At 50.3% G+C, this 26,341-nt stretch carries 24 protein-coding genes; 10 read left to right on the forward strand and 14 right to left on the reverse strand.

The window, feature by feature from the left end; genetic code table 11:
* Positions 1-9: 9 nt before the first annotated feature.
* From H6F93_RS34290 to H6F93_RS27630, 6 genes are all read right to left on the reverse strand, one after another.
* Positions 10-615 (reverse strand): sensor histidine kinase, encoded by a 606-nt coding sequence (locus tag H6F93_RS34290; protein ID WP_199314069.1) that lies wholly within the window; start codon positions 613-615, stop codon positions 10-12.
* Positions 594-1,469, reverse strand: coding sequence for a histidine kinase dimerization/phospho-acceptor domain-containing protein (locus H6F93_RS34295; RefSeq protein WP_199314071.1), 876 nt, complete (start codon positions 1,467-1,469; stop codon positions 594-596). The genes H6F93_RS34290 and H6F93_RS34295 overlap by 22 nt, the downstream gene beginning before the upstream one ends.
* A gap of 485 nt (positions 1,470-1,954) precedes the next feature.
* Positions 1,955-3,400 carry a cytochrome ubiquinol oxidase subunit I gene (locus H6F93_RS27615; protein WP_190687931.1) on the reverse strand — a complete coding sequence of 482 codons (1,446 nt, stop codon included), beginning with the start codon at positions 3,398-3,400 and terminating at the stop codon, positions 1,955-1,957.
* 48 nt (positions 3,401-3,448) lie between these two features.
* Positions 3,449-4,468 carry an ABC transporter ATP-binding protein gene (locus H6F93_RS27620; RefSeq protein ID WP_190687936.1) on the reverse strand — a complete coding sequence of 340 codons (1,020 nt, stop codon included), beginning with the start codon at positions 4,466-4,468 and terminating at the stop codon, positions 3,449-3,451.
* A 62-nt stretch (positions 4,469-4,530) separates the two neighbouring features.
* Positions 4,531-5,535, reverse strand: a complete 1,005-nt coding sequence (locus H6F93_RS27625; protein ID WP_190687940.1) for a heme o synthase — start codon at positions 5,533-5,535, stop codon at positions 4,531-4,533.
* A gap of 37 nt (positions 5,536-5,572) precedes the next feature.
* Complete coding sequence (locus H6F93_RS27630) at positions 5,573-6,568, reverse strand: COX15/CtaA family protein (protein WP_524538027.1); 996 nt, start codon at positions 6,566-6,568, stop codon at positions 5,573-5,575.
* A gap of 391 nt (positions 6,569-6,959) precedes the next feature.
* Between H6F93_RS27630 and H6F93_RS27635 the strand changes: the two genes are divergently transcribed.
* The 3 genes from H6F93_RS27635 to H6F93_RS27645 all read left to right on the forward strand — a co-directional run bounded on the left by H6F93_RS27635 (position 6,960) and on the right by H6F93_RS27645 (position 10,463).
* On the forward strand, positions 6,960-7,979 hold the full coding sequence (locus H6F93_RS27635) for a cytochrome c oxidase subunit II transmembrane domain-containing protein (protein ID WP_190687943.1): 1,020 nt from the start codon (positions 6,960-6,962) through the stop codon (positions 7,977-7,979).
* A gap of 39 nt (positions 7,980-8,018) precedes the next feature.
* Positions 8,019-9,737 (forward strand): cytochrome c oxidase subunit I, encoded by a 1,719-nt coding sequence (ctaD, locus tag H6F93_RS27640; protein ID WP_190687947.1) that lies wholly within the window; start codon positions 8,019-8,021, stop codon positions 9,735-9,737.
* A gap of 102 nt (positions 9,738-9,839) precedes the next feature.
* Positions 9,840-10,463, forward strand: a complete 624-nt coding sequence (locus tag H6F93_RS27645; protein ID WP_190641282.1) for a cytochrome c oxidase subunit 3 — start codon at positions 9,840-9,842, stop codon at positions 10,461-10,463.
* A 65-nt stretch (positions 10,464-10,528) separates the two neighbouring features.
* Here the strand turns inward: H6F93_RS27645 and H6F93_RS27650 are convergent, their stop codons facing one another.
* A complete protein-coding gene (locus tag H6F93_RS27650) occupies positions 10,529-12,388 on the reverse strand; it encodes a S8 family peptidase (protein ID WP_190687952.1) in 1,860 nt (619 codons plus the stop codon).
* Between the two features lie 180 nt (positions 12,389-12,568).
* Here H6F93_RS27650 and H6F93_RS27655 point away from each other — a divergent pair, with 180 nt between their 5' ends.
* From H6F93_RS27655 to H6F93_RS27680, 6 genes are all read left to right on the forward strand, one after another.
* Positions 12,569-12,718 (forward strand): hypothetical protein, encoded by a 150-nt coding sequence (locus H6F93_RS27655; RefSeq protein WP_190687955.1) that lies wholly within the window; start codon positions 12,569-12,571, stop codon positions 12,716-12,718.
* Between the two features lie 76 nt (positions 12,719-12,794).
* The gene (locus H6F93_RS27660; RefSeq protein ID WP_242043626.1) at positions 12,795-13,910 is read left to right on the forward strand and encodes an esterase-like activity of phytase family protein; all 1,116 of its coding nucleotides are present in this window, start codon (positions 12,795-12,797) and stop codon (positions 13,908-13,910) included.
* Between the two features lie 186 nt (positions 13,911-14,096).
* A complete protein-coding gene (locus H6F93_RS27665; RefSeq protein WP_190687958.1) occupies positions 14,097-16,001 on the forward strand; it encodes a serine/threonine-protein kinase in 1,905 nt (634 codons plus the stop codon).
* Positions 16,002-16,069: 68 nt separating this feature from the next.
* A complete protein-coding gene (gene bioD / locus H6F93_RS27670) occupies positions 16,070-16,780 on the forward strand; it encodes a dethiobiotin synthase (protein ID WP_190687962.1) in 711 nt (236 codons plus the stop codon).
* A 406-nt stretch (positions 16,781-17,186) separates the two neighbouring features.
* Complete coding sequence (locus H6F93_RS27675; protein WP_190687964.1) at positions 17,187-18,797, forward strand: flavin monoamine oxidase family protein; 1,611 nt, start codon at positions 17,187-17,189, stop codon at positions 18,795-18,797.
* Positions 18,798-18,973: 176 nt separating this feature from the next.
* Positions 18,974-19,519, forward strand: coding sequence for a RidA family protein (locus H6F93_RS27680; protein ID WP_242043627.1), 546 nt, complete (start codon positions 18,974-18,976; stop codon positions 19,517-19,519).
* 59 nt (positions 19,520-19,578) lie between these two features.
* On the opposite strand, the gene mdh is transcribed toward H6F93_RS27680, so the two are convergent.
* The 7 genes from mdh to H6F93_RS27715 all read right to left on the reverse strand — a co-directional run bounded on the left by mdh (position 19,579) and on the right by H6F93_RS27715 (position 24,984).
* Positions 19,579-20,550 carry a malate dehydrogenase gene (gene mdh, locus H6F93_RS27685; RefSeq protein ID WP_190687967.1) on the reverse strand — a complete coding sequence of 324 codons (972 nt, stop codon included), beginning with the start codon at positions 20,548-20,550 and terminating at the stop codon, positions 19,579-19,581.
* A 108-nt stretch (positions 20,551-20,658) separates the two neighbouring features.
* Complete coding sequence (locus H6F93_RS27690; RefSeq protein WP_190641276.1) at positions 20,659-20,874, reverse strand: NAD(P)H-quinone oxidoreductase subunit O; 216 nt, start codon at positions 20,872-20,874, stop codon at positions 20,659-20,661.
* A 59-nt stretch (positions 20,875-20,933) separates the two neighbouring features.
* A complete protein-coding gene (locus tag H6F93_RS27695; RefSeq protein WP_190687971.1) occupies positions 20,934-21,797 on the reverse strand; it encodes a DNA-formamidopyrimidine glycosylase in 864 nt (287 codons plus the stop codon).
* A gap of 164 nt (positions 21,798-21,961) precedes the next feature.
* Positions 21,962-22,345 (reverse strand): photosystem I reaction center subunit IV, encoded by a 384-nt coding sequence (locus H6F93_RS35470; protein ID WP_190687974.1) that lies wholly within the window; start codon positions 22,343-22,345, stop codon positions 21,962-21,964.
* A gap of 172 nt (positions 22,346-22,517) precedes the next feature.
* Positions 22,518-23,168, reverse strand: coding sequence for a DUF6391 domain-containing protein (locus H6F93_RS27705; protein ID WP_190687978.1), 651 nt, complete (start codon positions 23,166-23,168; stop codon positions 22,518-22,520).
* A 78-nt stretch (positions 23,169-23,246) separates the two neighbouring features.
* Complete coding sequence (locus tag H6F93_RS27710) at positions 23,247-24,035, reverse strand: hypothetical protein (protein WP_190641272.1); 789 nt, start codon at positions 24,033-24,035, stop codon at positions 23,247-23,249.
* A 382-nt stretch (positions 24,036-24,417) separates the two neighbouring features.
* On the reverse strand, positions 24,418-24,984 hold the full coding sequence (locus tag H6F93_RS27715) for a DUF2135 domain-containing protein (RefSeq protein ID WP_190687982.1): 567 nt from the start codon (positions 24,982-24,984) through the stop codon (positions 24,418-24,420).
* Between the two features lie 427 nt (positions 24,985-25,411).
* On the opposite strand from H6F93_RS27715, the gene rsmH reads away from it, so the two are divergent.
* Positions 25,412-26,332 carry a 16S rRNA (cytosine(1402)-N(4))-methyltransferase RsmH gene (gene rsmH, locus H6F93_RS27720; RefSeq protein WP_347277361.1) on the forward strand — a complete coding sequence of 307 codons (921 nt, stop codon included), beginning with the start codon at positions 25,412-25,414 and terminating at the stop codon, positions 26,330-26,332.
* The last annotated feature ends 9 nt before the right edge of the window (positions 26,333-26,341 follow it).

Genomic DNA, 26,341 nt, shown 5'->3' on the forward strand with positions numbered 1-26,341 from the left:
AATAAACCTTCAAATTAGATCTAAGGAGTTAGATAAGGGCAAGGTGACAACAAAGATGCTGCCTTCGTTTAGCTTTGAGCGCAAGGTGACACTACCACCCATGCCTTCAACCAGGGTTTTAACGATGGATAGCCCCAAACCGCAGCCACCCGTTGTGCGGGCACGGGCTTCGTCTATTCGATAGAAGCGATCGAAGATTCGGGACTGATGCTGGAGGGGAATGCCATGGCCGCGATCGCATACCTGAATCACTGCCTGCCCACCCACCTGGTCGAGCTTAAGGACAATAGGTTGGTCAGGTTCAGAGTATTTCAAGGCATTATCGAGCAGGTTGAGCAACACTTGCTTAAGGCGGTTGCGGTCTGCTTCAACCACAATTTTTTCTTGAGCTGCTTCAATTTGAATATCCCGATCGCTGAATTTTGAGGCCATGCCGAGCAGTTCTTCAATCACTTCAGTCAGGGCAAAACTTTCCAGGTTGAAGTGCATGTACCCAGCATCTGCCCGTGCCAGGTCTAGCAAATCTTGCAGCAGTCGAATCGTGCGATCGGTTTCTAGAGCGGCAATTTCCAGTGCTTCTTGCTGCGGTTCGGTCAGGTTGGTGCTACGGCGCAAGTGCTTTGAATGTAGCCATGAACCACCGTGAGCGGAGTGCGGAGTTCGTGTGAAACATCGCTGACAAATCGTCGCTGTTGCTCTAAGGATTCGGAGAGCTTTGCTAGCATTTGCTTGCAGGTTTGCACTAACTCTCTCACTTCGGTAGGGGCATAGCGAAGTTGAGTTTGAGCTTTGTCTAAGTCCTCGACTGACAGTGTGGTTGTAAGCTGATTCATTTGACGCAACAGCTGTAGCGATCGCTTCACATACAGCGCAATGCCAATAGCGATCGCCACCATCGCCAGCAGGCTACCAATTGCTAAATTGCGGATCACAGCCCAAAACATTGTGTGAGCGGTGGTAATATCCTGTGCGACGTACAGGGTGCCTAAGTTATTGCTCTCTATAACCAGCGGCACTTTGGAGAGAATGATGTAGCGATCGCTGGCTTCGTAGATTGCAGGTTCGGGAACTGCGGGAAGGGTAGCAATCACCGTCGAAATATCTTCGCGCTGCCGCATATCCGTGGTTTGAACGATCATCTGACCTGCATCATCAGTCACCACAACCATCAGATTAGGTAGCGTGCGAGCATCCACTGCGCGCTGCAACGCTTCTGACATAGGCAGCATGTCGCTATACAGTTCAACATCTTGCGGAAAGCGATCGCTGATAGCCTGGATACTTTGCTTGTAGCTACCCACAAGAATCTGCTGCGTCTTCCAGGTTGTCCACATTCCCACACTGCCGATGCCCAAAATTGAGACTAACGTAGCGCCAACCGTCAAACGAAACTGAAGCGAAAATGGGTCAATTCCTCGCCAACCCTTTTTGAGATTCGATAAACGCTGCCTCACTGTTTTGATGTCCATGCTACCCAAAGGCTAGCGAGTAAACTGTCAAAGTTGGAATCTGGGCGAGAAAGTGTGAACCTACTCACTACGCGGGAATTTTTACACCAAAACGTTTCCTAAAGTATGCGCGTAGCGCTATACCTATCAGGCTTAACCTCATTCTTTATTTAATTTATCCGTAGTCGTTTCAACCCGAATGAGTTTTTCCTGAGTTACCCGTTAATTGCTAGATGTCCAGCGTGAATGTTGGTGCGGCGAAATTGATATTCCGTAGGTTGGGTGAAGCATCGCGGAACCCAACAAAACCAAGGCAGGAGTTGGGTTCCGCTTTGCTCCACCTAACCTACATCAGAAGATTTGTCAGTCAATCAGCCATTCACGCTTCAAAAAATGATTCGTGCAGGAAATCAACTCATAGAGGTGGCTAATTTTGAGGATAATTTTCGAGCGTGAAAGTTTACTTTCACGCTCGAAAACTTCTTCGACCAGCAAGACTCATTCACCTACTGCTGAGCTTCAACAGGGCGTTCGTCGGGTACAAACTCACCGGGCTCTGTTTTTACAGCAGGTTTAGTGACTTCAGTGCCGGGTATGGGAAGGTCAAGATTTGGCCCTTTGCGAATAATCCGACTGCCAAAGTAGAGCGTGGCGACAAACAGCAGTGAGTAAACGAGGGCAAAGGCAGTGAGTGAAACCAGAACATTACTAGCAGGCACATGAGAAGCTGAATCGACGGTACGAATCTGTTCGTAGAGCGTCCAGGGCTGCCGTCCAACACAGCGAACAATCCAACCGGAGTCGATCGCAATGAATCCCAAAGGCGCAGCAAAAATCCAGGTTCGCATTAACCATTTTTGCTGAGCAATGTTTTCGGCTGAGAATCTGCCCAGTAGCCAGTAAAGCGTACTCCACAGCATCAAAAAAGCGAGGAAAAAGCCGATCGCAATCATGATGCGGAAGGAATAGTAAATTAGCCCAACCATGTGAGGGCGGTTTTCTGGCTCAAAGTCCCTCAGTCCAATTACAGGTTCGGTGAGGTTTTGCTTGAACTCTAGAATGTAGCCGAGGGCATTGGGAACGGTGATTTCCCAATCGTTCTTTTCGGCGCTGTCATTGGGAATGGCAATCACACTCCAGTCAGCAGGCTGTCCGGCGGGAGTCGTTTCCCACTGGGCTTCCATTGCGGCTAGCTTTGAGGGTTGATAATGATAAACCTGTTCGCCGCTGAGGTGCCCCATGTAGATCTGAATGGGGGCGACAGCGATCGCTGTTGCCAGCACGACTTTGAAGGATTTTGAAAAAAATTCTGAGTGGCGATTTTTGAGGATGTACCAGGCGCTAATGCCACCGATCACAAAGAGAGAGGTTTCTGTGGTGGCAAAGAACATGTGCAGGACGCTGTTCTTCATGAAGGGGTTGGCGATCGCCTGAAAGTAGTCATGCACGACAAACTTACCGTCAATCATTTCCCCACCTGCTGGGGACTGCATCCAGGAGTTTGCCGTCAAAATCCACAGCGTTGACAAATTCGCCCCCACCGCCACCAGAATTGTGGACATATAGTGAATTGGCGCATTCACCCGCTCCCAGCCAAACAGCATGATGCCGAGAAAAGCCGCCTCCAGCATGAATGCCCAGGATGCCTCAAAGCCAATCACACTGCCAAAGAAATTGCCGACCGCTTCTGAGAAGGGAGCCCAGTTAGTGCCAAACTGAAACTCCATCGGAATGCCCGTAGCCACGCCAATGCCAAAGTTCAACACATACAGCTTTGACCAAAAGCGAGCATGGAGATAATAGTCGGGATTGCGGGTTTTCAACCATAGTCCTTCCACAATGACGAGATAAATCCCAACTCCCGTAGTCATTGTGGGCCAGAGCATGTGAAACAGTGCAGTAAGCGCAAACTGCATCCGCGATAGCGCTACTGTATCCGACAAAATATCCATAATGGTTTCCTTCGGCGTATGAGAAGCGATCTGTGAGAAGTAGAATTTCTACCGCATATTTTGTTTGCGTTCTGCCTTCGGATCGCGGGTTCCGGCGGCGGCAAGTTCGGCATCGAGCAGCGTTTTTCCGGTTGCGGCAAGGTAAACGTCATCCAGGCTAGGACGAGCTTGAGAAATGCCAAACGTTGGCAGTCCAGCTTCCTTAAGTGCTTGCTGAATGGTGATCAGAGCTTCGCTTTGTGGATCGACAACTAGATTGAGTGAGTTGCCCTGAGCTTCATTGATGATCACCTCTTGCACAAAGGGAAGGTCTTTCAGCATTGTTTTGGCGGTTTCGGCTTCCTCAGGTGGAGTAAACTCTCGGATACGAAGGGTGACGCGATCGCCCCCCACCCTATCTTTCAACTCAGACGGCGTACCCGTGGCGATGACTACACCCTTGTCGATGATCGCGACGCGATCTGCCAGTGCATCCACCTCTTCCAGATAGTGACTGGTGATTAAAACGGTCGTGCCATTGCTGCGAAGCTGGCGCAAAAAGTCCCACACGGCCACGCGACTTTCGATATCCAGCCCGACTGTTGGTTCGTCCAGCACTAAAACATCAGGCTGGTGCAGTAGCCCTGCCGCCAGATCCAACCGCTTCTTTAAACCACCTGAATAGGTTCCAGTTTTTTTGTCTGCCCAATCTGCTAAGCCCAGCAGTGAAAGCATCTGGTCAATCCGCTCTTTGGCAGTGCCGCGTGGTAGGTGATAAAGCGCCGCTTGGAGCTGAAGCAACTCTCGACCGGTCAATACTTTGTCGAGGGCAACCTCCTGCGCCACATAACCCAGCAGTTGTCGTGCCGTTTTGGGGTTATCTAAAACTGAAACGCCTGACACTTCTAACGTCCCAGCATCGGGAGTGGCTAACGTACAGAGACAACGCAAAGTCGTCGTTTTGCCTGCTCCGTTCGGTCCAAGCAGCCCAAAGATTTCTCCAGGCTCAACCTGGAGCGAAACATCTTTGACTGCTTCGATGCTGCCATAGCGCTTTTGGAGCTTTTCGATTAAAACTGCAGAGGCCATATCACCCTTCACCATGAAATACGAACAATGGAGGACAAAATCTTGGTGTAGTAACTAACCTTTCAACCCCCTTTCAGCCCCTCGTTCAACCCCATTGCTAAAGTGCTGACAAGCGAATTTAGGTTCTCGGTTAGAGCGCCCGTAAGCTGATGGGTAATGGGAAGGCTATCGACTGCCATACCTGCGCAAAGCAACATCATGTAAAGGATGGAGTACTTGAACAGCGATCGCGCTAGTTGTTGGTCAGAAGGTGATTGCAGCAAAGACCACGCTTTCGTCACAAAAACACCGCCTAACAGTAGCGCCACAGCCGTGTAAACCGCGCCCATCACATGCAGCGGATAGACCAGCAGCAGCGTCACCGGAATCAACAGCAGCGTGTAGATCCAGATCTGGCGAGCAGTTGGGGCATCGCCAACAATTACAGGCAGCATTGGCACTTTCACCTTGGCGTAATCTTCGCGAATCATCATCGCCAGCGCCCAGAAGTGAGGTGGGGTCCAGAAAAAGACAATCGCAAAAAATACCCAGGCAGCCCAGCTCAGCTCACCCGTCACCGCAGCCCAACCTACTAAGGGTGGAATTGCACCAGCCGCACCGCCAATCACAATGTTTTGGGTGCTGTGTCGCTTTAGCCAGTGAGTGTAAACGACAACGTAAGTGGCAATGCCCGACATGGCTAGCAGTGCGCTCAGCAGGTTGGCAAAGACGGTAAGCAGCGTAAAGGAAAGGACGGCAAGGGCGATCGCAAATAGCAGCGCATCCCTTGGCTGAATTCGTCCAGAGGGAAGCGGACGATGGCGGGTTCGCTCCATTTCATAGTCAATGTCGCGATCGTACAGACAGTTAATCGTATTGGCAGAAGCCGCCGCCAGCGCTCCACTGAGTAGCGTCACCAGCAGCAGCAGCGGATCGACTTTGCCTTCAGCAGCAATCCACATGCTGCCTGCGGTGGTGATCAGCAGCAAGATGATGATGCGGGGCTTGGTTAGCTGCCAATAGCTTTGAATCACCTGCCAAACGTTTTGGTGGTGACGAGGGGCATCATTCCAAACGGTTTCATGCATTAGTTGAGTTCCTAGAATTTGTAGGCAGAAGCCAAGATCAGGTGGCGAGAGGAGATTGGGAGTTGGGGATTGGGGATGAGGGAGCGGAAGCAACAGTTTTGGTGAATTGGCGATCGCGCAGTCCCAATGCGGTAAAGCAAACCAACGTACCCAGCAGAGCGGCTCCGATTGCTTGGTGGGCAATAGTAAGTGGCTCAACCTGCAAGTGGAAGTGGAAGGTCGCAAATCCTAATGCCACCTGGAGCAACAGAAATCCTCCAGCAACGTAAGCCAGTCGGCGCAGGGCAGGATGGAGAGCCGGAGTACGCCAAGCTAAAACAACGACCGCTAAAGTCATCAGGCTCGCGGGAACCACACCAAACAAATGAGTGTTCATTACCCCGCAAAGCTGGGAGCCAGCCAAACACTGGTGCACTGCCCAACGAGAGCCAACTAGCGCACCGGACAGGCTTTGCAGGTAGACCAAAATTGCAGCCGTCAAGCTAACCCAGGGCAATTTGCCGACATTACCTGTCCCCTGATAGGGCAGCAGCGCCACACCCATAAGCAGCAGGGTAGTGAAGAACAACAGCGCTGTCCCCAAATGGGCAGTGACGATATCAAATCGCAGCAGTTCGGTGACAGTAAGACCGCCCAAAGCACCTTGAAACACGATCAGGCTGAGGGCAAACAAGGCTGCCCAAGGTGTCCAGCGGGGCAAGGCCCGACGATGCCATACGCTTAGAGCAACGAGGGCGATCGCCAGCAGCCCAATCAGAGCAGCATCCAGACGGTGAAACCACTCCAGAAACACCTGCAAGTTCATCTGCTGGCTGGGAATCAGGGTGCCATAGCAGAGTGGCCAGTCAGGGCAGGCTAGCCCTGCGTTCATGACGCGAGTGGCGCTGCCGATCGCCATTAACAAGAACGTGGCGATCGCTATCTTCCACACGAGCCGTCGAATCTGGTCTTGAGGCTGAAGCGGAGGTCTAACTTGAGAAGAAGGAACGGAAGCTGGCATACTCTGATGCGTTTGAGCGTGAACGTTAGTCATCAGCTATGCCTCCGTAATCAAATTGAGAATCATTCAATACCAAAGTTGACAAAAACCTGAGTATTTACTTTTTCCACTGTCTACAACAGCTTCATTCACCAGCTTAGCGACGCAATGCCCAGGCGTGAAAAGCTTTAGGATTTTCTTCGGATTGTGGTTGAAAAATTCTTAACTAAAGGAATTAAAAAATTGCAGCTTAAAGTTAGCTTTCGCCCAAATCTTTCACAAGATTTAATATTGTTATTTCACCTTGTAGTGTTTGCTACACAAGGGCTGCTGAGATCCCAAAAAAAGCGTTAAGGATAGATATGAATTCCGTGTCGTTATCAATTCCTGCTTTAACGTGGTAGTTGAACGGAACTAAAGCTGAATGAGCTGAATCAAACTTACCGTGAAAATTCCAAGCAACATTCTTACCCTACTGGCTGGCATTATCCTAACGCTGGTGAGTCTTTGGTATGGTCAAAACCACGGTTTACTGCCCGAAGCTGCCTCCGATGAGGCTAATTTGGTGGATGGGCTGTTTAACTCCATGATGACAGTCTCAATTGGGCTGTTCGTCCTGGTGCAAGGCGTACTAATTATCTCTATAATTCGATTCCGCCGTCGTCCTGGCGACAATACTGACGGGCCACCGATTCACGGCAACATTCCGCTGGAAATTGTCTGGACGGCAATTCCAGCAGTGATTGTGCTAATCATTGGGGTTTACAGCTTCGACATTTACAAAGCGATGGGCGGATTTGACCCACAGGCGGCGACCGACCCTGGCATTGCTCAGATTGCAATGCTGCCTGGCGAATCGGCTACTGGGTTAATTGACCCATCCAACCAGCCCAAACCCCGCCACATCCACAACCATTTGGCACTTGGGGTTGGAGCCTTTCCCAAAGACGAAGGCAGACCCGCTGATGTCAATATTGATGTGATGGGGTTGCAGTATGCCTGGATCTTTACTTACCCAGACAGTGGCATCACCTCAGGCGAGATGCACATTCCCGTGGATAAAGAGGTGCAGCTTAACATCAAAGCGCAGGACGTGCTCCACGCCTTCTGGCTACCCGAATTTCGGTTGAAGCAGGATGCCATTCCCGGTCGAGACACGGAACTGCGGTTTGTCCCCCGGCACACGGGCACCTACCCGGTGATTTGTGCAGAACTGTGTGGTGCTTATCATGGCGCGATGAACACGAAGCTGTTTGTCCAGACCCAGGAAGAATATGACGGCTGGATTCAGGAGCAAATCGCCAGTTTGAACGATCCAAATCAGGCTGTTGCAATGAAAGCGATCGCTCCCTCCGAAGACCTCTCTGATGCTGAGTTCTTAGCACCCTTTGTAGATCAAATGGGAATTGATGCTGCCGCCGCATTAGAGCAACTCCATCCCCAGCACATCTCGATGAATCGTTAGTTTAAGAGTTTCAACAGCCAAGAGTCACAACAGCCAGCTATGACACAAGCAGAATGGCAATCCACTACTACCCCCACAACCGAAGGCGCGATTCCGGGGAAACGCAAGTGGCAAGACTACTTTACGTTTAACACTGACCACAAAGTAATCGGGATTCAATACCTGATTACCTCTTTCATTTTTTATATGATTGGCGGCGTTCTGGCGACCGCCATCCGCACCGAGCTAGCGACACCAGAGTCAGATTTGGTTAGCCCAGAACTTTACAACAACCTGCTAACCGTTCACGGCACGGTGATGATCTTTCTTTGGATCATCCCGGCAGGTTCAGGATTGGCGAACTACCTGATTCCGCTGATGGTAGGGGCGCGGGATATGGCCTTCCCGAAGATGAATGCCCTTGCTTTCTGGATGGTGCCCCCAGCAGGTCTGGTACTGATCGCCAGCTTTTTCTTGGAAGCGCCTCAAGCAGGCTGGACTTCCTACCCGCCGTTAAGCCTAATGACGGGCAAGGTAGGTGAGGGAATTTGGATCTTTACCCTGCTGGTCTTAGGAACTTCCTCGATCTTGGGCGCAATCAATTTCTTTGTGACCATCTTGCGGATGCGCGTGCCCAGCATGGGGATTAACGATATGCCCCTGTTCTGCTGGTCTATGCTGGCAGCTTCAGCGCTGATTTTGATTGGTACGCCTGTGTTAGCAGGAGCGTTGATTCTGCTGGCGTTTGACCTGTTGGCTGGGACCGCATTCTTCAACCCCACAGGCGGCGGCGACCCGATTGTTTACCAGCACATGTTCTGGTTTTACTCGCATCCGGCGGTTTACATCATGATTTTGCCGCTGTTTGGCGCAATTTCAGATATTCTCCCGGTTCACTCACGCAAGCCGATCTTTGGCTATCGGGCGATCGCCTACTCCAGTCTCGCAATCAGCTTCTTGGGTCTAATCGTCTGGGCCCACCACATGTTCACCAGTGGCACTCCTGCCTGGTTACGCATGTTTTTCATGATCACCACGATGGTAATCGCTGTCCCAACAGGGATTAAAGTCTTTGGCTGGTTAGCCACGATTTGGGGCGGCAAGATCCAACTCAACAGCGCCATGCTGTTTGCAATGGGCTTTATTTCGATGTTCGTGATTGGCGGTATCAGCGGCGTAATGGTCGCAGCGGTACCCTTTGACATTCACGTTCACGATACCTACTTCATCGTGGCTCACCTGCACTACGTCCTGTTTGGCGGCAGCGTGTTTGGCATCTATGCGGCGATTTATCACTGGTTCCCCAAGATGACTGGACGGATGCTGAACGAGCCGCTGGGCATCGTTCACTTCATCCTCACCTTTATTGGCATGAACCTGACCTTCATGCCGATGCACGAACTGGGCTTATTGGGAATGAACCGCCGGATTGCGCTCTACGATCCTAAGTTCGCAACGCTCAACCTGGTCTGTACGATTGGCTCCTACATTCTTGCGGTTTCAACCCTACCCTTCCTGGCGAATGCAGGCTGGAGCTGGATTAGCGGCAAAAAGGCAGGAAACAACCCCTGGCGGGCATTGACCTTTGAGTGGATGACGACCTCACCTCCTGCGATCGAAAATTTTGAGGAATTGCCTGTACTTACCAGTGGTCCATACGACTACGGTTCAGGTAACCGCAATCCTGAAATGGAGCCAGAGGAATCTCAATCAAATATGGAGGCACCTCCGGGCTTCATTCCTCCTGAAGAAGCGAGGGCTGGCAGTCCAGAGCCTTAATCAGCGCATAGTGGGCGGTGCCAACCTACCTACTCCCAGTCCGGTGAGCACCGTCCATTTCACTTAAATTTCAAAAGTCGCATTCGTAGGTATCAGAAACTTATGCAAGGTTCAACGATTGATCCCGCTAAGACTGCACTCAACTATCATCACGAAACTGAGGCAGCCGCTCACCACGAGGAACATCCAGACCATCGTCTGTTTGGACTGCTCGTCTTCCTGGGTGCTGAGAGCATGATCTTCGCAGGTCTGTTTCTGGCGTACCTGACCTTCCGCGTGGTCGCGCCTGTTTGGCCACCTGAAGGCACTCCTGAGCGCGAACTGCTTGTACCAGGAATCAACACTCTAATTCTGATTTCTAGCAGCTTTGTGATTCACCAAGCGGATGTGGCAGTCAAGAAGAATAACGTCAAGGGCTTACGTACCTGGTTCCTAGCGACTGCGGTAATGGGCGCAATCTTCCTGGCAGGTCAGGTTTATGAGTACAACAACCTGGAATTTGGCTTAAAGACAAACCTGTACGCCAGCACTTTTTATGTGTTGACTGGCTTTCACGGTTTGCACGTATTCCTGGGACTGTGCTTGATTTTGGCAGTGCTATGGCGATCGCGCAATAAGGAACACTACTCCGGCGAACACCATTTCGGCGTAGAAGCAGCAGAAATCTACTGGCACTTCGTAGACGTGATCTGGATTGTGCTGTTCTTCTTGCTTTACATTCTCTAGCAACGCAACCAAAACTAAGCAGTAGGGAAGGTAGGACTTCACAGTCCTACCTTTTTTTAATTGTTCTATGCAGCTTTCGGTCTACGCTTCAAACGTGAACCTGCACCCACAATCACTACCAGTAGCCCAAATACCGATGCAGGCTCAGGTACCTCTTCAGGAGGCGTGCTAATCAAGGCTCCTACTGCCCGATCTGCTTGAATCAGCCCAAAACCGCTGTCAAAATCGAATCCGGGAGCGTTCATGTCGATCGCCGTTTCTTCCAGCGTCTCGTAAATCACCTCAGGACTTGTACCGGGTGCCGCTTCCAGCATCAAGGCTGCAACTGCCGCCGCATGGGGAGCCGCTGCCGAGGTGCCAAAGAAGTTGGGGAAGCCATCACCCTCAACATCTAAACCGGGAATAAAGAAAGTGGTATTGGTGCCATCGGGCGCAACGATTTCAGGTTTGAGGCGAACTTCGGGAGTGGAGAGGCGATCGCCATTCTCATCAAACAAAATTGGAGTTGACCCAGCCGAAGAAAATGGCTCCAACACAGGTGGATTAGTTCCAAACTCAGGCGTATCGGCGTAGAAGGATGCTCCAACCGCCTCAGCACCTTCAGCATTTGCATGACCATATACAGTGCCACTATTGGTGTCGTACTCGCTGATGCTGGCGTTACCGAACACAACATATTTCATGAATCCAGCATCGGGACCAGAAAAGTTAGAGATTGCCAGGTTAAATTGGTCTGTGCCAAACGAGCCGTCGTTAAAGAAACTCAGGATTTCTACCGCGTCGCCACCTTCATTTGCGTCTGCCCCCAAAGCTAGTAAATTGCCGAAATCATCGAACAGAAAGATGTCGAGATCGTTCGGAGAGCCTTCACCGCCGCTGACCGAGAAAAAGGGCGAATCCCACTGGAAGGAAATAAAGAGTTCTCCGCCAACTGGAACCGAAATGCTTTGAAACGGATCTACACCTGCGCTAGGGTCAAAGTCATGCAGTTCACCTCCAAAGATGGGATCAAGCACACTGCTGTTTCTGAAGGTGCTTTCGTAGGCATTGCGATCGTTGTTGCCTGCCGAGGAGAAGTACGGTATGCCATCAGCTACGACTTGGTCAACTGCTTGGGCAATGATGCCATCCTGAAACATTGGTTCAGCCAGGTTAATGACGTCATCCACAATCACATCAGATCCGCTTGCGGCCAGCGCAAGAATGCCATTTGCAAAGTCTGCTTGCCCCCCCAGGAATGCAGTGTAAAACGCTAGATCTGCACCAGGAGCGACATCATGAATCAGTTGCAGCATTGCACGCCCTTCATCGCTGCCACCACTAGGAAGGTCTAAAAGCACGTTCACATTGGACGGCAGATCGCCACTAGCAATGTCAGCGGCTTCACCATCTAAGTTGTTGTAACTATCAGACAGCGCACCTACTGTCACACCTGTTCCATCAACCCCAAAGGTCGATCGAGCAATATCAGCCCGCATTGATCTATCAGCCTGACTTGTCGTTACCCCTACGTTAGATAGAAACTGTGTGGGTCGGGCAAATTTTAAGCTACTCAAGCTGTCCATTGAGGAAATTGCGTCAAGCGGCAGCAAACCAGAGACAAGGGAGCCATATTTGGAGCCGTTTTGGAGTCCCAGTCCAAGCAAATCTTTGTAGAGGACATTGGTGTTGTCAGAGGCGATCGCATCAATCACCACATGACCGCCATAAGTTTGTAGTAGAGAACTATTTGCCCGAGTTCCTGGGAACAACCCTGTATTATTTCCTGAATTTGCTGAAAGTGAAATCAGGCTTGAACTGACTTTGCTGCCAGATTTTGAGAGGTATTCTCCTATCAGCGTCGCTGCCTGTGTACCCATGCACAGGCCACCGAGCAAAGTAGTCGTAACGATTGTTGCCGATGAAATCTGAGTGAGAGGCTTCATATCTGGGTTCCTTGCTCAGGGGTGTGAGATTAATCAGGGGGCTTAACGATCAGCGCACTCAAACAGGAAATATCTCGGATCATGCCCACTCACCTTTTACTGAAGCTTCAAGTTTCCAGCTAGCGACTTCACTTAGTCTTGTTGGAAAGTAGATACAGCATGGCTTCCTATGAAGATTAGATGAGTTTCTTGGAAGTCAAGTTTGGGTTGGTTAGGATGGTAAATCGCTTTACCCCTGACTCGGTTGGGAAGGCGATCGCCCCTCCGCTAAAACACTGTTTCGCTAAGATACAGACAGTGCATTCCGGCGGGGCATTTGGGTATTTCTAAAGTGTTGAAACGGTTTTTCCCTTTTCTAAGAGTTCTACTTCTCAGTTTTACAGTACTGCTCCTTGCAGGCTGTACTTTGCCTCAGGTCAGTGCCGAGGAGCGACTCTTTTTAGACCTTTCCCTTGATTTCTTAGGTGAATATCGATTGCCGACCGATACGGTGTTTCAAGACACACCTGTGCGTGGGCTTTCAGCACTTACCTATGACAGGCAGGGCGATCGCTTCTACGTTCTCTCAGACGATCGCAGTGAATTTGCCCCGGCTCGCTTTTACACGCTCAAGCTCAATTTGAGTAATGAGTCTGGGGAGGTGGCGATCGCTGGAGTTGAAATCGAGAAAGTAACCACCTTACTTGGAGAAAACGGAGAACCCTTTGCCCAAGGCACCATCGACCCTGAAGGGCTTGCCCTCTCTCCTCGCCAAACGGTCTTTATCTCCAGCGAAGGCGTTGCCTCTGATGGCATTCCTCCATTTATAGACGAGTTTGACTTGGCGACAGGCGCATGGCAGCAGCACTTGCCGATTCCAGAACGCTATCTCCCTAAAACTGTGGAGGATCAGCCCCAGGGCGTGCAAAATAACCTTGGGTTTGAAGCCCTAACGCTCAATCCTGGAGGCTTTAGCACGACCTGGCTAGAACCGTTTCGCCTATTTGCTGCAACCGAGGCAGAGCTGGAACAAGACCGCCGACCCGTCAACTCAGACGAGACAGAAGCGTCAGAACGACCCAACTACAGTCGATTTCTGCACTATCTTATTGGCAATGAGCTACCTGTGCTGATCGCGGAATATCTTTATCCCAATGATTCGCCACCCCTGCTCACGGTGAATGGTTTGACTGAGTTACTCGTGCTAGACCAAGGCGGTCATTTCCTGAGCATGGAACACTCTTTTGGCGTTGCCGGAGCGGGTGCCCGCATTTTTGAGCTGGCTACAGGTGGAGCCACAGATACATCCGGCATTCCCAGGTTAGGTGGAGACTTGAGCGGCATCGAACCCATTCGCAAGCGGCTGTTGCTCGACCTGGCAGATTTAGGCATTCCCCTGGACAACCTAGAAGGTATGGTGCTGGGGCCGCAGTTACCAGATGGCAGTCAAAGTTTGCTGCTGGTGAGTGATGACAACTTCAACTCGGATCAGTTCACCCAATTTTTGCTGTTTCGCCTGAATGGGTTGCAGCGCGGGGCGTGACCTTCCCTGGTATGATGAGGTGTTCGCAAGGCAATAGGGCTGGCGTTGCTCAAACTACTCAGCAAGTCAGTTGGCGAATTGCTGTTGGTGCGATACGCTCAAGATCTTGGAGCAATGAGCATCCGCACTTTTAACTTGGCGGAGCGTGTTCCTATTTGTTTGTGAGATCTCAGTGAATCATCTGTCATGCAACCACCCATTCCCACCGGGACTGTTTTACAAAATCGCTACCGCTTGTCGAGCATTTTGGGGCAAGGCGGGTTTGGTCGTACCTATCTGGCAGAAGATTTAGGACGATTTAACGAGCGCTGTGCGCTGAAGGAGTTCATCCCATCGCAGAGTGGCGCTTACGTTTTAGATAAATCGAAGGAACTGTTTCAGCGGGAAGCCGCGATTCTTTATCAGATTCAGCATCCTCAAATTCCGCAGTTTCGTGCCACCTTTGAGGAAAATCAGCGTTTATTCCTCGTACAAGACTACGTTGAAGGCAAGACCTACCGTACCCTACTCAACGAGCGGAAGGCGCAAGGTAAAGCGTTTACAGAAGCCGAGGTGCTGCAACTGATGCAGCAGCTTTTGCCCGTGTTGGCGCACATTCACAGCAAAGGAATTATTCATCGAGATATTGCGCCTGACAACATCATTCTCAGGCAGCAGGATCATTTGCCTGTGCTGATTGACTTTGGTGTAGTCAAAGAAATTGTCACTCGCGTTCAACCAGCAGAAACAGAGCATCAACCGACGACCGTTGGCAAGATTGGGTACGCGCCAAGTGAGCAAATTCAGTCAGGACGGGCTTACCCTAATAGCGATCTCTATGCGTTGGCGGTTAGTGCTGTAGTGCTGCTGACGGGCAAAGAGCCCCAGGAATTGTATGACGATCGCAGCCTTACCTGGTACTGGCAGCAGTGGGCAAAGGTAAATCCTGGTTTTGCTCAAGTGTTGAATCGAATGCTGAGCTATCGTCCGGGCGATCGCTACCAATCTGTCAGTGAGGTAGCGCAAGCGCTCCAGGCATTAGCTAACCCTTCGGTCGTTACACCCCCACCCCCACCCCCACCGACCCCAACCTCAGCAACTCAGGCAGCCAACCCTACTTCTCGAATGCAAACCGTGGCAGTAGGTCGCCGCCCAGAACCAACAGCCCATAGCTCCAATGCACCCCGTCGGGCTGCAGGGCCAGTCATTCCGACTCAGACAGAAACCTCTGTCTGGGACAATCCTTGGGCGGTAGCTGGAATTGTCACCGGACTGGCAATTGTCACGTTGATAACCACCTTTGCGGTGGTTAGCGCGATCCGCAATGGGTCTGACAACACACCCGTTGCAACGCCGACCCCAACTGAAACAGCAACCCCAACTCCAACTGACGAACCCGTTGAATACAGTCAGCGGCTGAACCTTGCGCCAGGAGATACGACCAGCGTTGAGGGAACACTGAGAGAAAATGAGGTTGTAACTTACATTGTGTCTGCCGAGCAAGCGCAAACTCTGTCTGCTGCAATTGACGGTGAGGGAGTATTGCTCAGCGTCTTTGCCCCCAATGGAGACTTGGTGGAGGGCAACGCTGAGCGAGTCCAGCAGTGGCAGGGAGTACTTGATTTCACGGGTGAATACTATCTTGAGCTAAGGCCCGTCCGAGGAGTCGAGGAAAGTGACTATAGACTAGACCTCAGCCTGGAAGCGGCTCCCGAACCGGAGCCAGAACCAACCCCGACCCCAACTGAAACTCCAACACCCAGCCCTAGCCCAACTCCAGTCGAGCCTCAGGTCGATACACAACGCTTGAGTTTTCCGGCGGGCTCAGAGGGTGTAGAAGTTAGCGATACGGTGAGCGATCGCCTTACCAAACGCTACCTTGTCAATGTACAGGAAGGGCAAGTCTTTTCCGCCGAGATCATAGACGGCGCGGCTACCCTCAATATCCTTTTCCCCAATGGTGAACCGGTGCCTGATGCCTCGAATGTAGTTTTCTGGGGTTTCCAGGTGCCAGACAGTGGCGATTACATTGTAGAAGTGATATCCACCGACGAAACCGACTTTACGTTAGGCGTTAGTGCGACGGCTCCCACGGAACCGCCACCAGAATAAGCTTCTCTTGAAGCGCCAGAAGGGTATAGTTCCTGATTGTGAATTGTTAATTGAAAGTGGAGTGACGCTTGAACGCCCTCTTGATTGCAGGCACCGATACGGATGCCGGAAAGACTGTTTTAACGAGCGCTTTGGCAGCTTACTGGCAAACCTATTGCAGCTCACAGCGGCTCGGTATTATGAAGCCGCTTCAATCGGGGAAGGGCGATCGCGAACTTTATACTCACCTGTTTACCCTACAGCAGTCTGCCGATGAAATTACGCCACTCTACTTTGAAGCCCCTTTAGCACCCCCGATCGCTGCCGATCGCGAAGGTCGCAAAATTCAGCTTGAAAAGGTCTGGCAGCAGTTTCAAACCCTGCAGCAAGAGCGAGACTTTGTCCTGGTTGAATCTTTAGGTGGGCTGGGTTCACCGGTTACCCATGAAACCACTGTGGCTGATTTAGCGTGGGATTGGCGGTTGCCAACGGTGTTGGTGGTGCCCGTGAGGTTAGGGGCGATTTCTCAAGCTGTCGCTAACGCTGCTCTTGCTCAACAGTCTCGGGTACACCTCAAAGGCATCATTCTCAACTGCGTTAAACCTTGTACCGACGAAGAAATTGCCAATTGGGCACCTACCAAACTGATTCAGTCACTCACCCAAAAGCCAGTGCTGGGCTGCATTCCTCATCTAGATGACCCCACCGATCTGCATAAGCTTGCTCAGGTTGCTTCTAACCTAAACCTGGAAAGATTTATGCCCGTTATGAGTTACTCATCAGGTATGGCTAATCTCTAATTCGTTGCCTGAGAAAACGCCTGTCAGGAGAAACGCTATTTGTACAGCGTAAATTTCTCAGATATAGATGTTTCTGTAAATGTAAATTACAGCCTTTCAAAAAAGCATCTGGGGATACATCTTAACAAAAAAATAGAAGTTAGCCTCTTATTCCGTAAGCAGAGAAACAACTGTTTTTGAACTAGTACAGTTTCTAAAACCAGGATGGTTTTCCCATTAAAAGCTTTGTTTTATACCGTTTCTACATGAAGCTGGATATTTTGGAGCGGGGCACGCTCCAAAATATCCAGCCTTGAAGAGAATTGGTATTGGCACTTTACTGCTAAAGGATTTTAGTTGGGTTATAGAAATACTGTACTTATTTGAAAGCAGCTGTACGGAAAATTTCTAGAGCGTAGAAAAATCCATGAATCAGCATTCAACTCGGAGAAAAATTTCTCCGACGCGCCGTAAATTTCTGAAGTTAGTAGGAAGAGCAGGTGGGGCTGCGGCTGTTTTCACCACGATGAAAGCAATGGGATTGATCCGTTCTCCTGCTAAAGCGGCTGAGCGTCCAAACTTACCCAGCGGTTCAGGAAGTGGAACTAAAGTTGCCATTTTGGGAGCCGGAATTGCGGGTATGACAGCCGCCTATGAACTCTCTAAAGCAGGCTATGAGTGCACCATTTTGGAAGCCCGCGATCGCCCCGGTGGTCGAATTTGGACGATTCGTGGCGGCGACACGATTGCAGAAACCGATAGCAGCCAAACCTGCACCTTTGATGCGGCCGATCACTTATACATTAATCCTGGCCCGGCTCGGATTCCCTATCACCACACAGGCTTGTTGGGATACTGCAAAGAATTTGGCGTACCGCTAGAAGTCATTGTCAACGAAAATCGGGCAGCTTACTTTCAAGACGATCAGGCGTTTGGTGGAGAACCTGTCCTCAACCGCCGAGTCGTTAATGACAGCCGGGGCTACATTGCAGAACTTTTAGCCAAAGCCGTAAGCCGAAATGCGTTAGATCAGGAAATCTCAACCGAAGACCGGGAACGAATTCTGGAAATGATTTCGAGCTTTGGTGGACTGGATGCAGATTATCTTTACAAGGGGTCTAGCCGAGCAGGATACAGTACGCGACCAGGAGCCGGGTTAACCGCAGGTGAGCAATACGAGCCACTTGACCTGTCAGAATTGCTAAAGTCCTCCTTCTGGGAATACAAGATGCAATTTGGTGAGGGCTATCACCAAGCGGCAACCATGCTGCAACCCGTAGGTGGAATGGATCAAATTGCCAAAGGCTTTGAGCGGCAGGTGGGTAATTTGATTACTTACGGCACTGAAGTGAGCGGAATTCGCAAAACGGCTGAAGGGGTGCGAATTGTCTACACCGACAAAGCTTCAGGTAGCCAAGGAGCATTAGACGCGAATTACGTCATCTGCACTTTCCCGCTCTCCGTGTTGAATGACGTTGAGGCAGACTTTTCGCCAGCCTTTAAGGAGGCGATCGCCATAGGAGCCGCTTCCTACGCCAAGGCGATGAAAATTGGTTTCCAAGCCGATCGCCGCTTTTGGGAAGAAGACTACGGCATCTACGGCGGCATTTCCTGGACAGAGCGAGACATAACTCAAATCTGGTATCCGGCAACGGGCTTCCAGCAAGAAAAAGGAGTCATTGTGGGTGCCTACATTTGGGACAACGACATTGGTGAGCGAATCGGGGCAATGTCTCATGAGGAACGGCTCCGCAAAGCGATCGAGGACGGGGAAACGATTCATCCTGGCTATGGCAGTGAGGTTTCATTTGACAAGGGAGTTAGCATTGCTTGGGACAAAATTCCCTATAGTCGAGGCGGATGGATTGAATGGGAAGAAGCCGGACTAGAAACTGCCTACCCCCTGCTCAATCAGCCCGATGGTCCAATCTACCTGGCTGGGGAGCATCTCAGTTACCTGACCGGATGGCAGGAGGGAGCAGTCCTCTCTGCCCATCAAGCCGTTCAGGCAATTTCTGCCCAAACGCTGGCAGCATAAGCAAAACTTCTGACTGGTTCAGGAAAATTCTTGTGGCAAGGCTCTGCCTTGTGATGCCAATGGGTGAGATGGCTCCTGCTACTTTGACGAAACAGAATCTCCCCTAAGGCATTTGTTGTGGCAATTTATATTCTGCAAAGACGCTCTTGATCGCGTCTCTACATGAGGCTATGGAAATGAAAAAGTTCAAATCAGTGCTGAGATCGTGGAGCAAGGTTGCTTTTATGCCATTGGTGGTGGTTGGAGTGGCGATCGCCCTCCTCCTCCTCACCCCTCATCGCACGCTGGCTCAGGAAGTAGTTCGCTATCCCATTCCCAACTCAACCTTCCCCATCGCTCTTGCCGTCGAAACACCACCCAATGCAGCACTGGTTCATTTAAGTGGACAGGTGCCACCCGTCGTTGATGAAACTGCCCCAGAAAGCTCCATCGCCGTTTATGGCGATACCAAAACTCAAACTATTGGTGTCCTCGAAAAGATCCAGGCCATCCTTCAAAGTATGGATATGACAATGGGAGATGTGGTCAAAATGCAGGCTTTCCTGGTCGGTGATCCCAGTAATGGCGGCGCAATGGATTTTGCTGGATTCATGGAAGGCTACACCCAGTTTTTTGGCACTGAGGAGCAACCCAACCTCCCTTCTCGCTCGACGATGCAGGTAGCTGGACTGGTTGATCCAGGCTGGCTAGTCGAAATCGAAGTCATGGCTGCCCGTCCCTAAAATCTGTAGCTCGAATCTGTAGGTTGGGTGGAGCAAAGCGAAACCCAACTTATTTGTCATTAGACTGAGTCCTTCAGCATCTCTAATGCATGATGGGTCTTTTGACGAACTGATTCAGCAGAACTATATAGGGCAGTCCGTTCAGCATCCGTCAAGTCCAGTTCTAAAACACTTTCAACGCCACCACTGCCCAACCGAGCAGGCACGCCAATGAAAATGTCTTCTAACCCATATTCGCCCTGCAAATACGATGCAACGGGCAACAGGCGAGACTGATTGAGCAATATTGCTTCAATCATGCGACAGGTTGAAGAAGCCGGAGCGTAATATGCGCCTCCAGTTTGCATAAGTTCTACAATTTCTGCCCCACCATTACGGGTTCGCTCAATCAAGCGTTCGATTGTTGCAGCATCCAATAGCTCTGTAATTGGAATGCCGCTGACAGTGGAGTAGCGAGGTAGGGGCACCATCAAATCACCGTGACTGCCTAACACCATCGCGCTAACATCCGCTGGAGAAATGCCTAATTTCAGGGCAATGAAGGTCTGAAAACGGGCAGAATCCAGAATTCCTGCCATACCCATGACCCGAGAGAAGGGTAGACCACTGGCTTTCCACGCCAGATAAGTCATTACGTCTAATGGATTTGTGACAAGAACCAGAATGGCGTTGGGTGAATGGGCGATCGCCTGCTTCGTTGCCTCCACCACAATTTGAGCGTTAGTTCGCATCAGGTCATCCCGATTCATGCCCGGTTTGCGAGGCAACCCAGCAGTGACCACGACAATGTTAGAGCCTGCGGTGTCGGCATAGTCCACTGTGCCCACAATCTGGCGATCGTGACCTTCAATGCCTCTAGCTTCCATCAGGTCCAGCGCTACGCCTTGAGGTCTGCCTGCTATGACATCGAGCAGCACAACATCTGCCAAATTTTTCTCAGCAATCCGTTGAGCCAGAGTACTGCCTACATTCCCCGCTCCGATCACTGAGACACGGGTAGAAGTGGAGGCGATCGCATCAGGAAAATTCATGATCAAAAAAAGGCGACACGGCAAAGCGATCGCAAATCAATAAGATGACTAGAAGATGACTAGATAGTCAGGGACCAATCAGAGACACAGACTATCTAGAGACAGGAGCTATTCAAATTTTTCTACTTGATCGGCTTTCAGCCACATATTTGGCGTAGGCACATGCCCAAACTTAACCAGCACATAATCTCCCTTCGAGTCTACGATTTCTCCCTTGGTCTCAAAGAGATAGGGTGGAAATCGTGTATCGCTGGCTTGTGCTTCCAGACTATTTTCCAATTTTTCCCGCACAGCCCGAACCAGATCGCCCTTTTTAACTGCCATAACTCACGTTATTTAGTAATCTTGCGTTCTTTCACATTGTATGTGCTGATTAGCCAATCTTAGCGCTGACACTTAGGGCAAAAATGCGCCGATCGCCCCGCTAGCTTCAACCGCTCGATTGGAGTGTCACAAGTGCGGCAGGGTTCTCCCTTACGGTCATACACCCAAGCAACGCCGCCATAGTTACCGTTAACGCCTTCCACATCTCGAAAATTGCTAAAGCTTGTTCCTCTCGCATCAATGCTGTCCTGAAGAACGCGCACAATGGCCGCATAGAGGGCTGTCACCTGACGCGGCTTGAGCGCAGAACAAAGAGTTTTAGGTTTGATCTTGCTCAGAAAGAGGGCCTCATCAGCGTAAATGTTGCCAATTCCAGCGACTAACATCTGATCGAGCAGCGCATTCTTGATGGGGCGGTGGCGAGCGCGCAATCGTGTCGCCAAATACTCAGCCGAAAAATCTGCCGATAGGGGTTCTGGACCTAATCGCTGCAGCCCTGTCATCACCACTTCAGGCTGGGTACCGGACGGCACCCACCACATTTGCCCAAAGGTCCGCTGATCTACAAACCGCAGTTCTTGCTGCCCAGCCAAAAACAGACGGACTCGACAGTGCTTTTGCAATGGCTCCTCCTGATGGAGCCACAACAGTTGTCCCGTCATCCGCAGATGCACCCCCAACCATCCCGCAGATTGAGCTTGCCCTGGGGGGGAGGAAATTTGATATAGCTCTGCCAGCAAATATTTGCCGCGCCGATGCCACTGAGCGATCGCCGTTCCCTGCAAGCCTGCTAAAAAGGCGATCGGTAGAGAGGGATGGGCGATCGTGCGTGACAACAGCACATCTCCACCCACAATTTCTTGGTTTAAAGTTCGCTGATTTAAACCTCGTCGAACCGTTTCAACTTCAGGTAATTCGGGCACAATTCAACCCAGCCTGCAACACACTCCAGTAAATTCATTCTATTAAAATCGAATGCTTTCGAGTGCATAAAAGCTTACACCTTGAAAACTTGAATGCCTTCAGACGAGTGCATAGTCCTACACTCTCGCCTGAAGGCATTCGAGGTTAATTCATTTCGCAATTTTTAACGAGATTCTGTACCCTGGTTGGGAGCACCTTCCTTGTCAGGCTGATCCGTTCCAGGAGCCTCTGCTGCTGCTCCTTTGGTGGACTGTCCTGCCCCTTGTCCTGTTCTCCGAGTTCTAGTATCAATAGTGGTTTGCTTACCACCAGAAGCTGCATCAGCAGATGGAGTCTTAGAAACCTTCTGCTTAGCTGCACCCTGTACTTCAATAACTTCATCCATGCTGAAGTTGTTGGTGTTGACCCCAGCATAATTAACTTTATTAAAGCGAACAATGACGGGATACTTAATGCCGCTCTGATCGATAGAGGCAACCGTACCCACATCTTTGTACCAGTAGGATTCTTTGCGAAGGATTCGGACTGTAGAACCACGTTGTACCATGAGCTTTTCCTTTCGGGTGATTATTTAACTCATACAGTAATTGTCTTTCAGAGTACTACTCTGGCAGGACTTTCAGGGTGTTTCAGTCTTTAAGTTTTATTGCTGTGCCTATAGTCCTACAAAGTTAGAGCAAGAAATGAAGCAAAGCTTTTCATTACTTGTCCCTGCCCGATCAGTTTGAGTTCAACGGTTGCTCAACCCATCGCACCTGCACAAAGTGAACTGGACGACCCTGGCGATCGCCCAACGAGTTAACAGTCTCAATCGCCAGATTGAACGGAATCGCAGTCGTAACATATCGTTGAGCCAGATTACCAATCTCAGGAGCAAGATGCGTGGCAGCCGTTGCGGCCAACCCCATTCCTAAAAATTGCTCCAGTGGATTGCGTGGCAGCACCAAGGGCACTCCAAGCACTAACCCGGCAGCCATCACCATCCCTACCGACAAATTCGTGCCACAGCGAGGATGTACGGCTAAATCCCACTCACCACTGACGAGTCGCTGCAATGCTGAGTGGGCAGCTTGCCGTAGCTGCATCGAAGTGACCGTACCGTAGACATAAAAACCCTGATCAGTAGACATACCACCTAAAGAGCTGTTGCTCCCAGCAATCAGAGTTGGGGGAGCAACAGTATCATCTGGTAGATTGCCGCTTAAAAGCCAGATGGTGGCGTGTTCTAAAGCGTGAACCTGACGCACCATCAAAATTTCTTTTAACCCTGGAATGAAACCTAACTGATGAAGCAGGGCACTATCTTGAGTCGCCTCTGGCGAGAAATCAAAGGGTGAACGGCTAGCATTGGGGGAACTAGCGATCGCCATAACGAGCCTCCAGCGGCAGATTCAAATAGTTTCTCTTCACTCTAGCGAAGCCTCAACCCGGCACTCGATTTGTCACAATTATTCAACCCCTACAGCAACCACTTGAGGAGAAGCGATCGCTGATGCAGTCGGTTGCGCGGGTGCTCCACCTTCTCCTACCGCTCTAACCACCTCAATGCCGTTCTGTTCCAGTACAACAATGGGTTCAGATCCTGCATTCACCTCGATCCGTTTAACTAAAATCTGACCGTTAGAAAGCCGTTGCCCAACCCGGACGTAGCGGCTACTTGGCTCATTAGGGGCACTGATGATCGCGTGAGTTGTATTGCCAATTTGCACCACGCCTGTCACCTTGACCAATCTGGCAAGGTCAGCTTGAGGGCGGGGTGGAGGAGCAGGACGCTGCGGTACTAAGCTTGGAATGGGGGCAAGACTGCCGGGACGGGATGATTGTCCACCCCCACCTCCACCTCCACCAGATGGGACGTTGGGCAACCGAGTGCCCGTTTGTCCTGGGGATGTAGTTGGAGCTTGAGCAACAACCGGAGGAGTTTGAATTACAGGACTGGTAGGCAGCAAAGCAAACGGGTCTGGACGATTCCTTTGAATTCCTTGAACCCGCTGGTCTGAGTCCGTAGAACCAATTAAATCTGGTGGAAGCGTACCTGTGGGTGAGGTCTGCCCATCAACTACGGGTGGCTCAGAAAAAGGCTGAGTCGCAGTAGCACCAGGCGCAGGCTCAACCGTTTCAACCGTAGTGCCAGGAGATGGCTCCACAGCCGTGTCGCTGCCACCTGAAAAGAGGGCACATCCTCCCAGCGAGAGGGCTAGCATCCCTATAGAAGCGATAAACGAAATTTGACGCATTCCCAGTTCCCCCAGAAGATAGACAATCCAGTGCCGTTTCAGATGTCCTCTAGCAATCTCAGAAGACTAATCTCGAAAAACCATTGTGTTTACATAACATAGCTTATACGCATTTACAACGCACTTACAGTCGTATGTCGAATTAGCTTTTGAAAAGGAAGGAGGAGAAAACCTGCATTAGTACAGCGTTGCCTACCCTTAACCAAAGCATTTTTGTGTGAAAGCTCCTATACATCAGGAGCTTTCATGCAGAGGACACGTCCCCGAATATACACGCGAGAATACAAAAGTCTAGAAAGCTCAGGAAATACACAGATGGCAGTTGCTCAAAGATTCCAGTCCTCTGCCTCACCGCTGCCTACTGCTATCTGCCTACTGCTATCTATTGAGGTAAGGAGAACGGATGGGTAGCAATTGGATTTTGGTCATCTACTGTGCCTGTAATGGTTTCAGTATTTCCTTGAACCAACAATGTCAAAGTATAGGAAATCGGACCTGAAGTCGTACCACAGCGAGTGTACAGGTTAACCTCAATCGTGTAGTCTCCCTCAGGAGCCTGTGAAGGAGGCCAAAAAATATTTTCAATTGGCGATGAAACCGTTTCCCCACAGCCAGCATTAGCATCCACGTCGAGTTGCCCTCCAGAAGCCACGCTAGGATTAAAGTAGGTGACTGTCTGTCCCGCTGGGTCAGTCACTGCCATATCCAAGTCATCGGTGGATGTCCATCTCAGAGTTACTTGAATATCGCCGGTACCTAGGGTTTGCTGTTCGGCAATTTGAACAGGGGCAGCAGAAGGACAGATGTCAGATAGGTCAACTAACCGTCCAACGTCGTTGACCATAAAACAGCCTTGACGCTCTTGAGCAAGAGTTGGGGTATGGCTATCGCCTAGCAATGGAAGCAACACAGCAGACAAGATGAGAGCAGGACGCAAAAATTTCAGCATAATGCAGGTAAGTTAGCGGGTTGAGGTGTCAATAGAGACAAATTGTCAGAAACGTACGTCAGAAATGCGCTGTCAGCAGCCCAGCAATCGTGTCTCTTGAGGATGTTCTACTAAGAATGCCCATCCTTCAGAATGCCCTAGCTCTTTAAGAAATTAACTGGAAATCAGTGATTTTACGCAGAATTCTAGATAATTTGATTTTTTTGAGTCAGAACTTCACATCACGCTCTCTTTCAGCAGAAGCTTCGAAAGAAATGCACATCGCGTTGATGCCAATTCAGTATCATTGGAAAATGCTCTGAAAACCCTACTTGGTTTTCGAGGGGGTTGCGGTTAGGGGACGCAAGTCAGGTTTAGGTCCCAAAACCGTAGCTCAATAGTATTGCTATATTTGAATGCCGCTAAATTTTGAATGCCGTTAAGTACTGTGTCTGATTCTGTTACTGATTCCTCCAATGGTCCCGAATTAAGCGAGAGGGGAGATATTTCCTTCGCTCATATTCCTGTTTTGAGTCAAGAGTTAATTGAGGGAGTGTTAACACGGACAACAGGTGTTTACCTAGATGCAACGGTTGGCGGAGGTGGACACAGCAGACTGATTTTGGAAGCGGCTCCAGAAAGTTGTCTGGTAGCAATTGACCAGGATACGCAGGCACTAGCAGCAGCTCAAGCTCAGCTAGCTGACTTTAAAGAACGAGTGCAGTTTTGGCACGGCAACTTTGCCGACTACAGTCCAGGAAACGTACAGTTTGATGGCATCATTGCAGACTTAGGAGTTAGCTCGGCTCAGTTTGACATTCCAGAGCGAGGCTTTAGTTTTCGGCATGAAGCACTGCTAGATATGCGAATGAATCAGCAGCAATCGCTAACTGCGGCTGAAGTGATTAATTACTGGGATGAAGCAAAGTTAGCAGATATCTTTTATGTCTACGGCGAAGAACGCCTTTCTCGACGAATTGCCAGACGCATCGTTGAGCGGCGACCACTGAAAACTACAACTGAGCTAGCCGAAACGATTTTTTACTGTGTACCCAAGTCGTATCGATATGCCAGAATTCATCCAGCAACTCGTGTTTTTCAGGCACTGCGAATTGCTGTAAATCAGGAATTGGCTGTTTTGGAAAAATTCTTGAGAATATCCCCTCTTTGGCTAAAACCCGGTGGTCGAATCGGCATCATCAGCTTTCACAGCCTGGAAGATCGCATCGTCAAACACTCCTTTAAGGAATCAGAGCTATTGCGAGTCCTAACTAAAAAGCCGATTGTGCCACAGGAAGAAGAGATGAAGCGAAATGTGCGATCGCGTTCAGCCAAGTTGAGGCTAGCAGAGCGACTGGCAGAAGCATAAAGAAAGATG

The organism is Leptolyngbya sp. FACHB-671, from assembly GCF_014695745.1.
Classification (GTDB): domain Bacteria; phylum Cyanobacteriota; class Cyanobacteriia; order Elainellales; family Elainellaceae; genus JAAUTN01.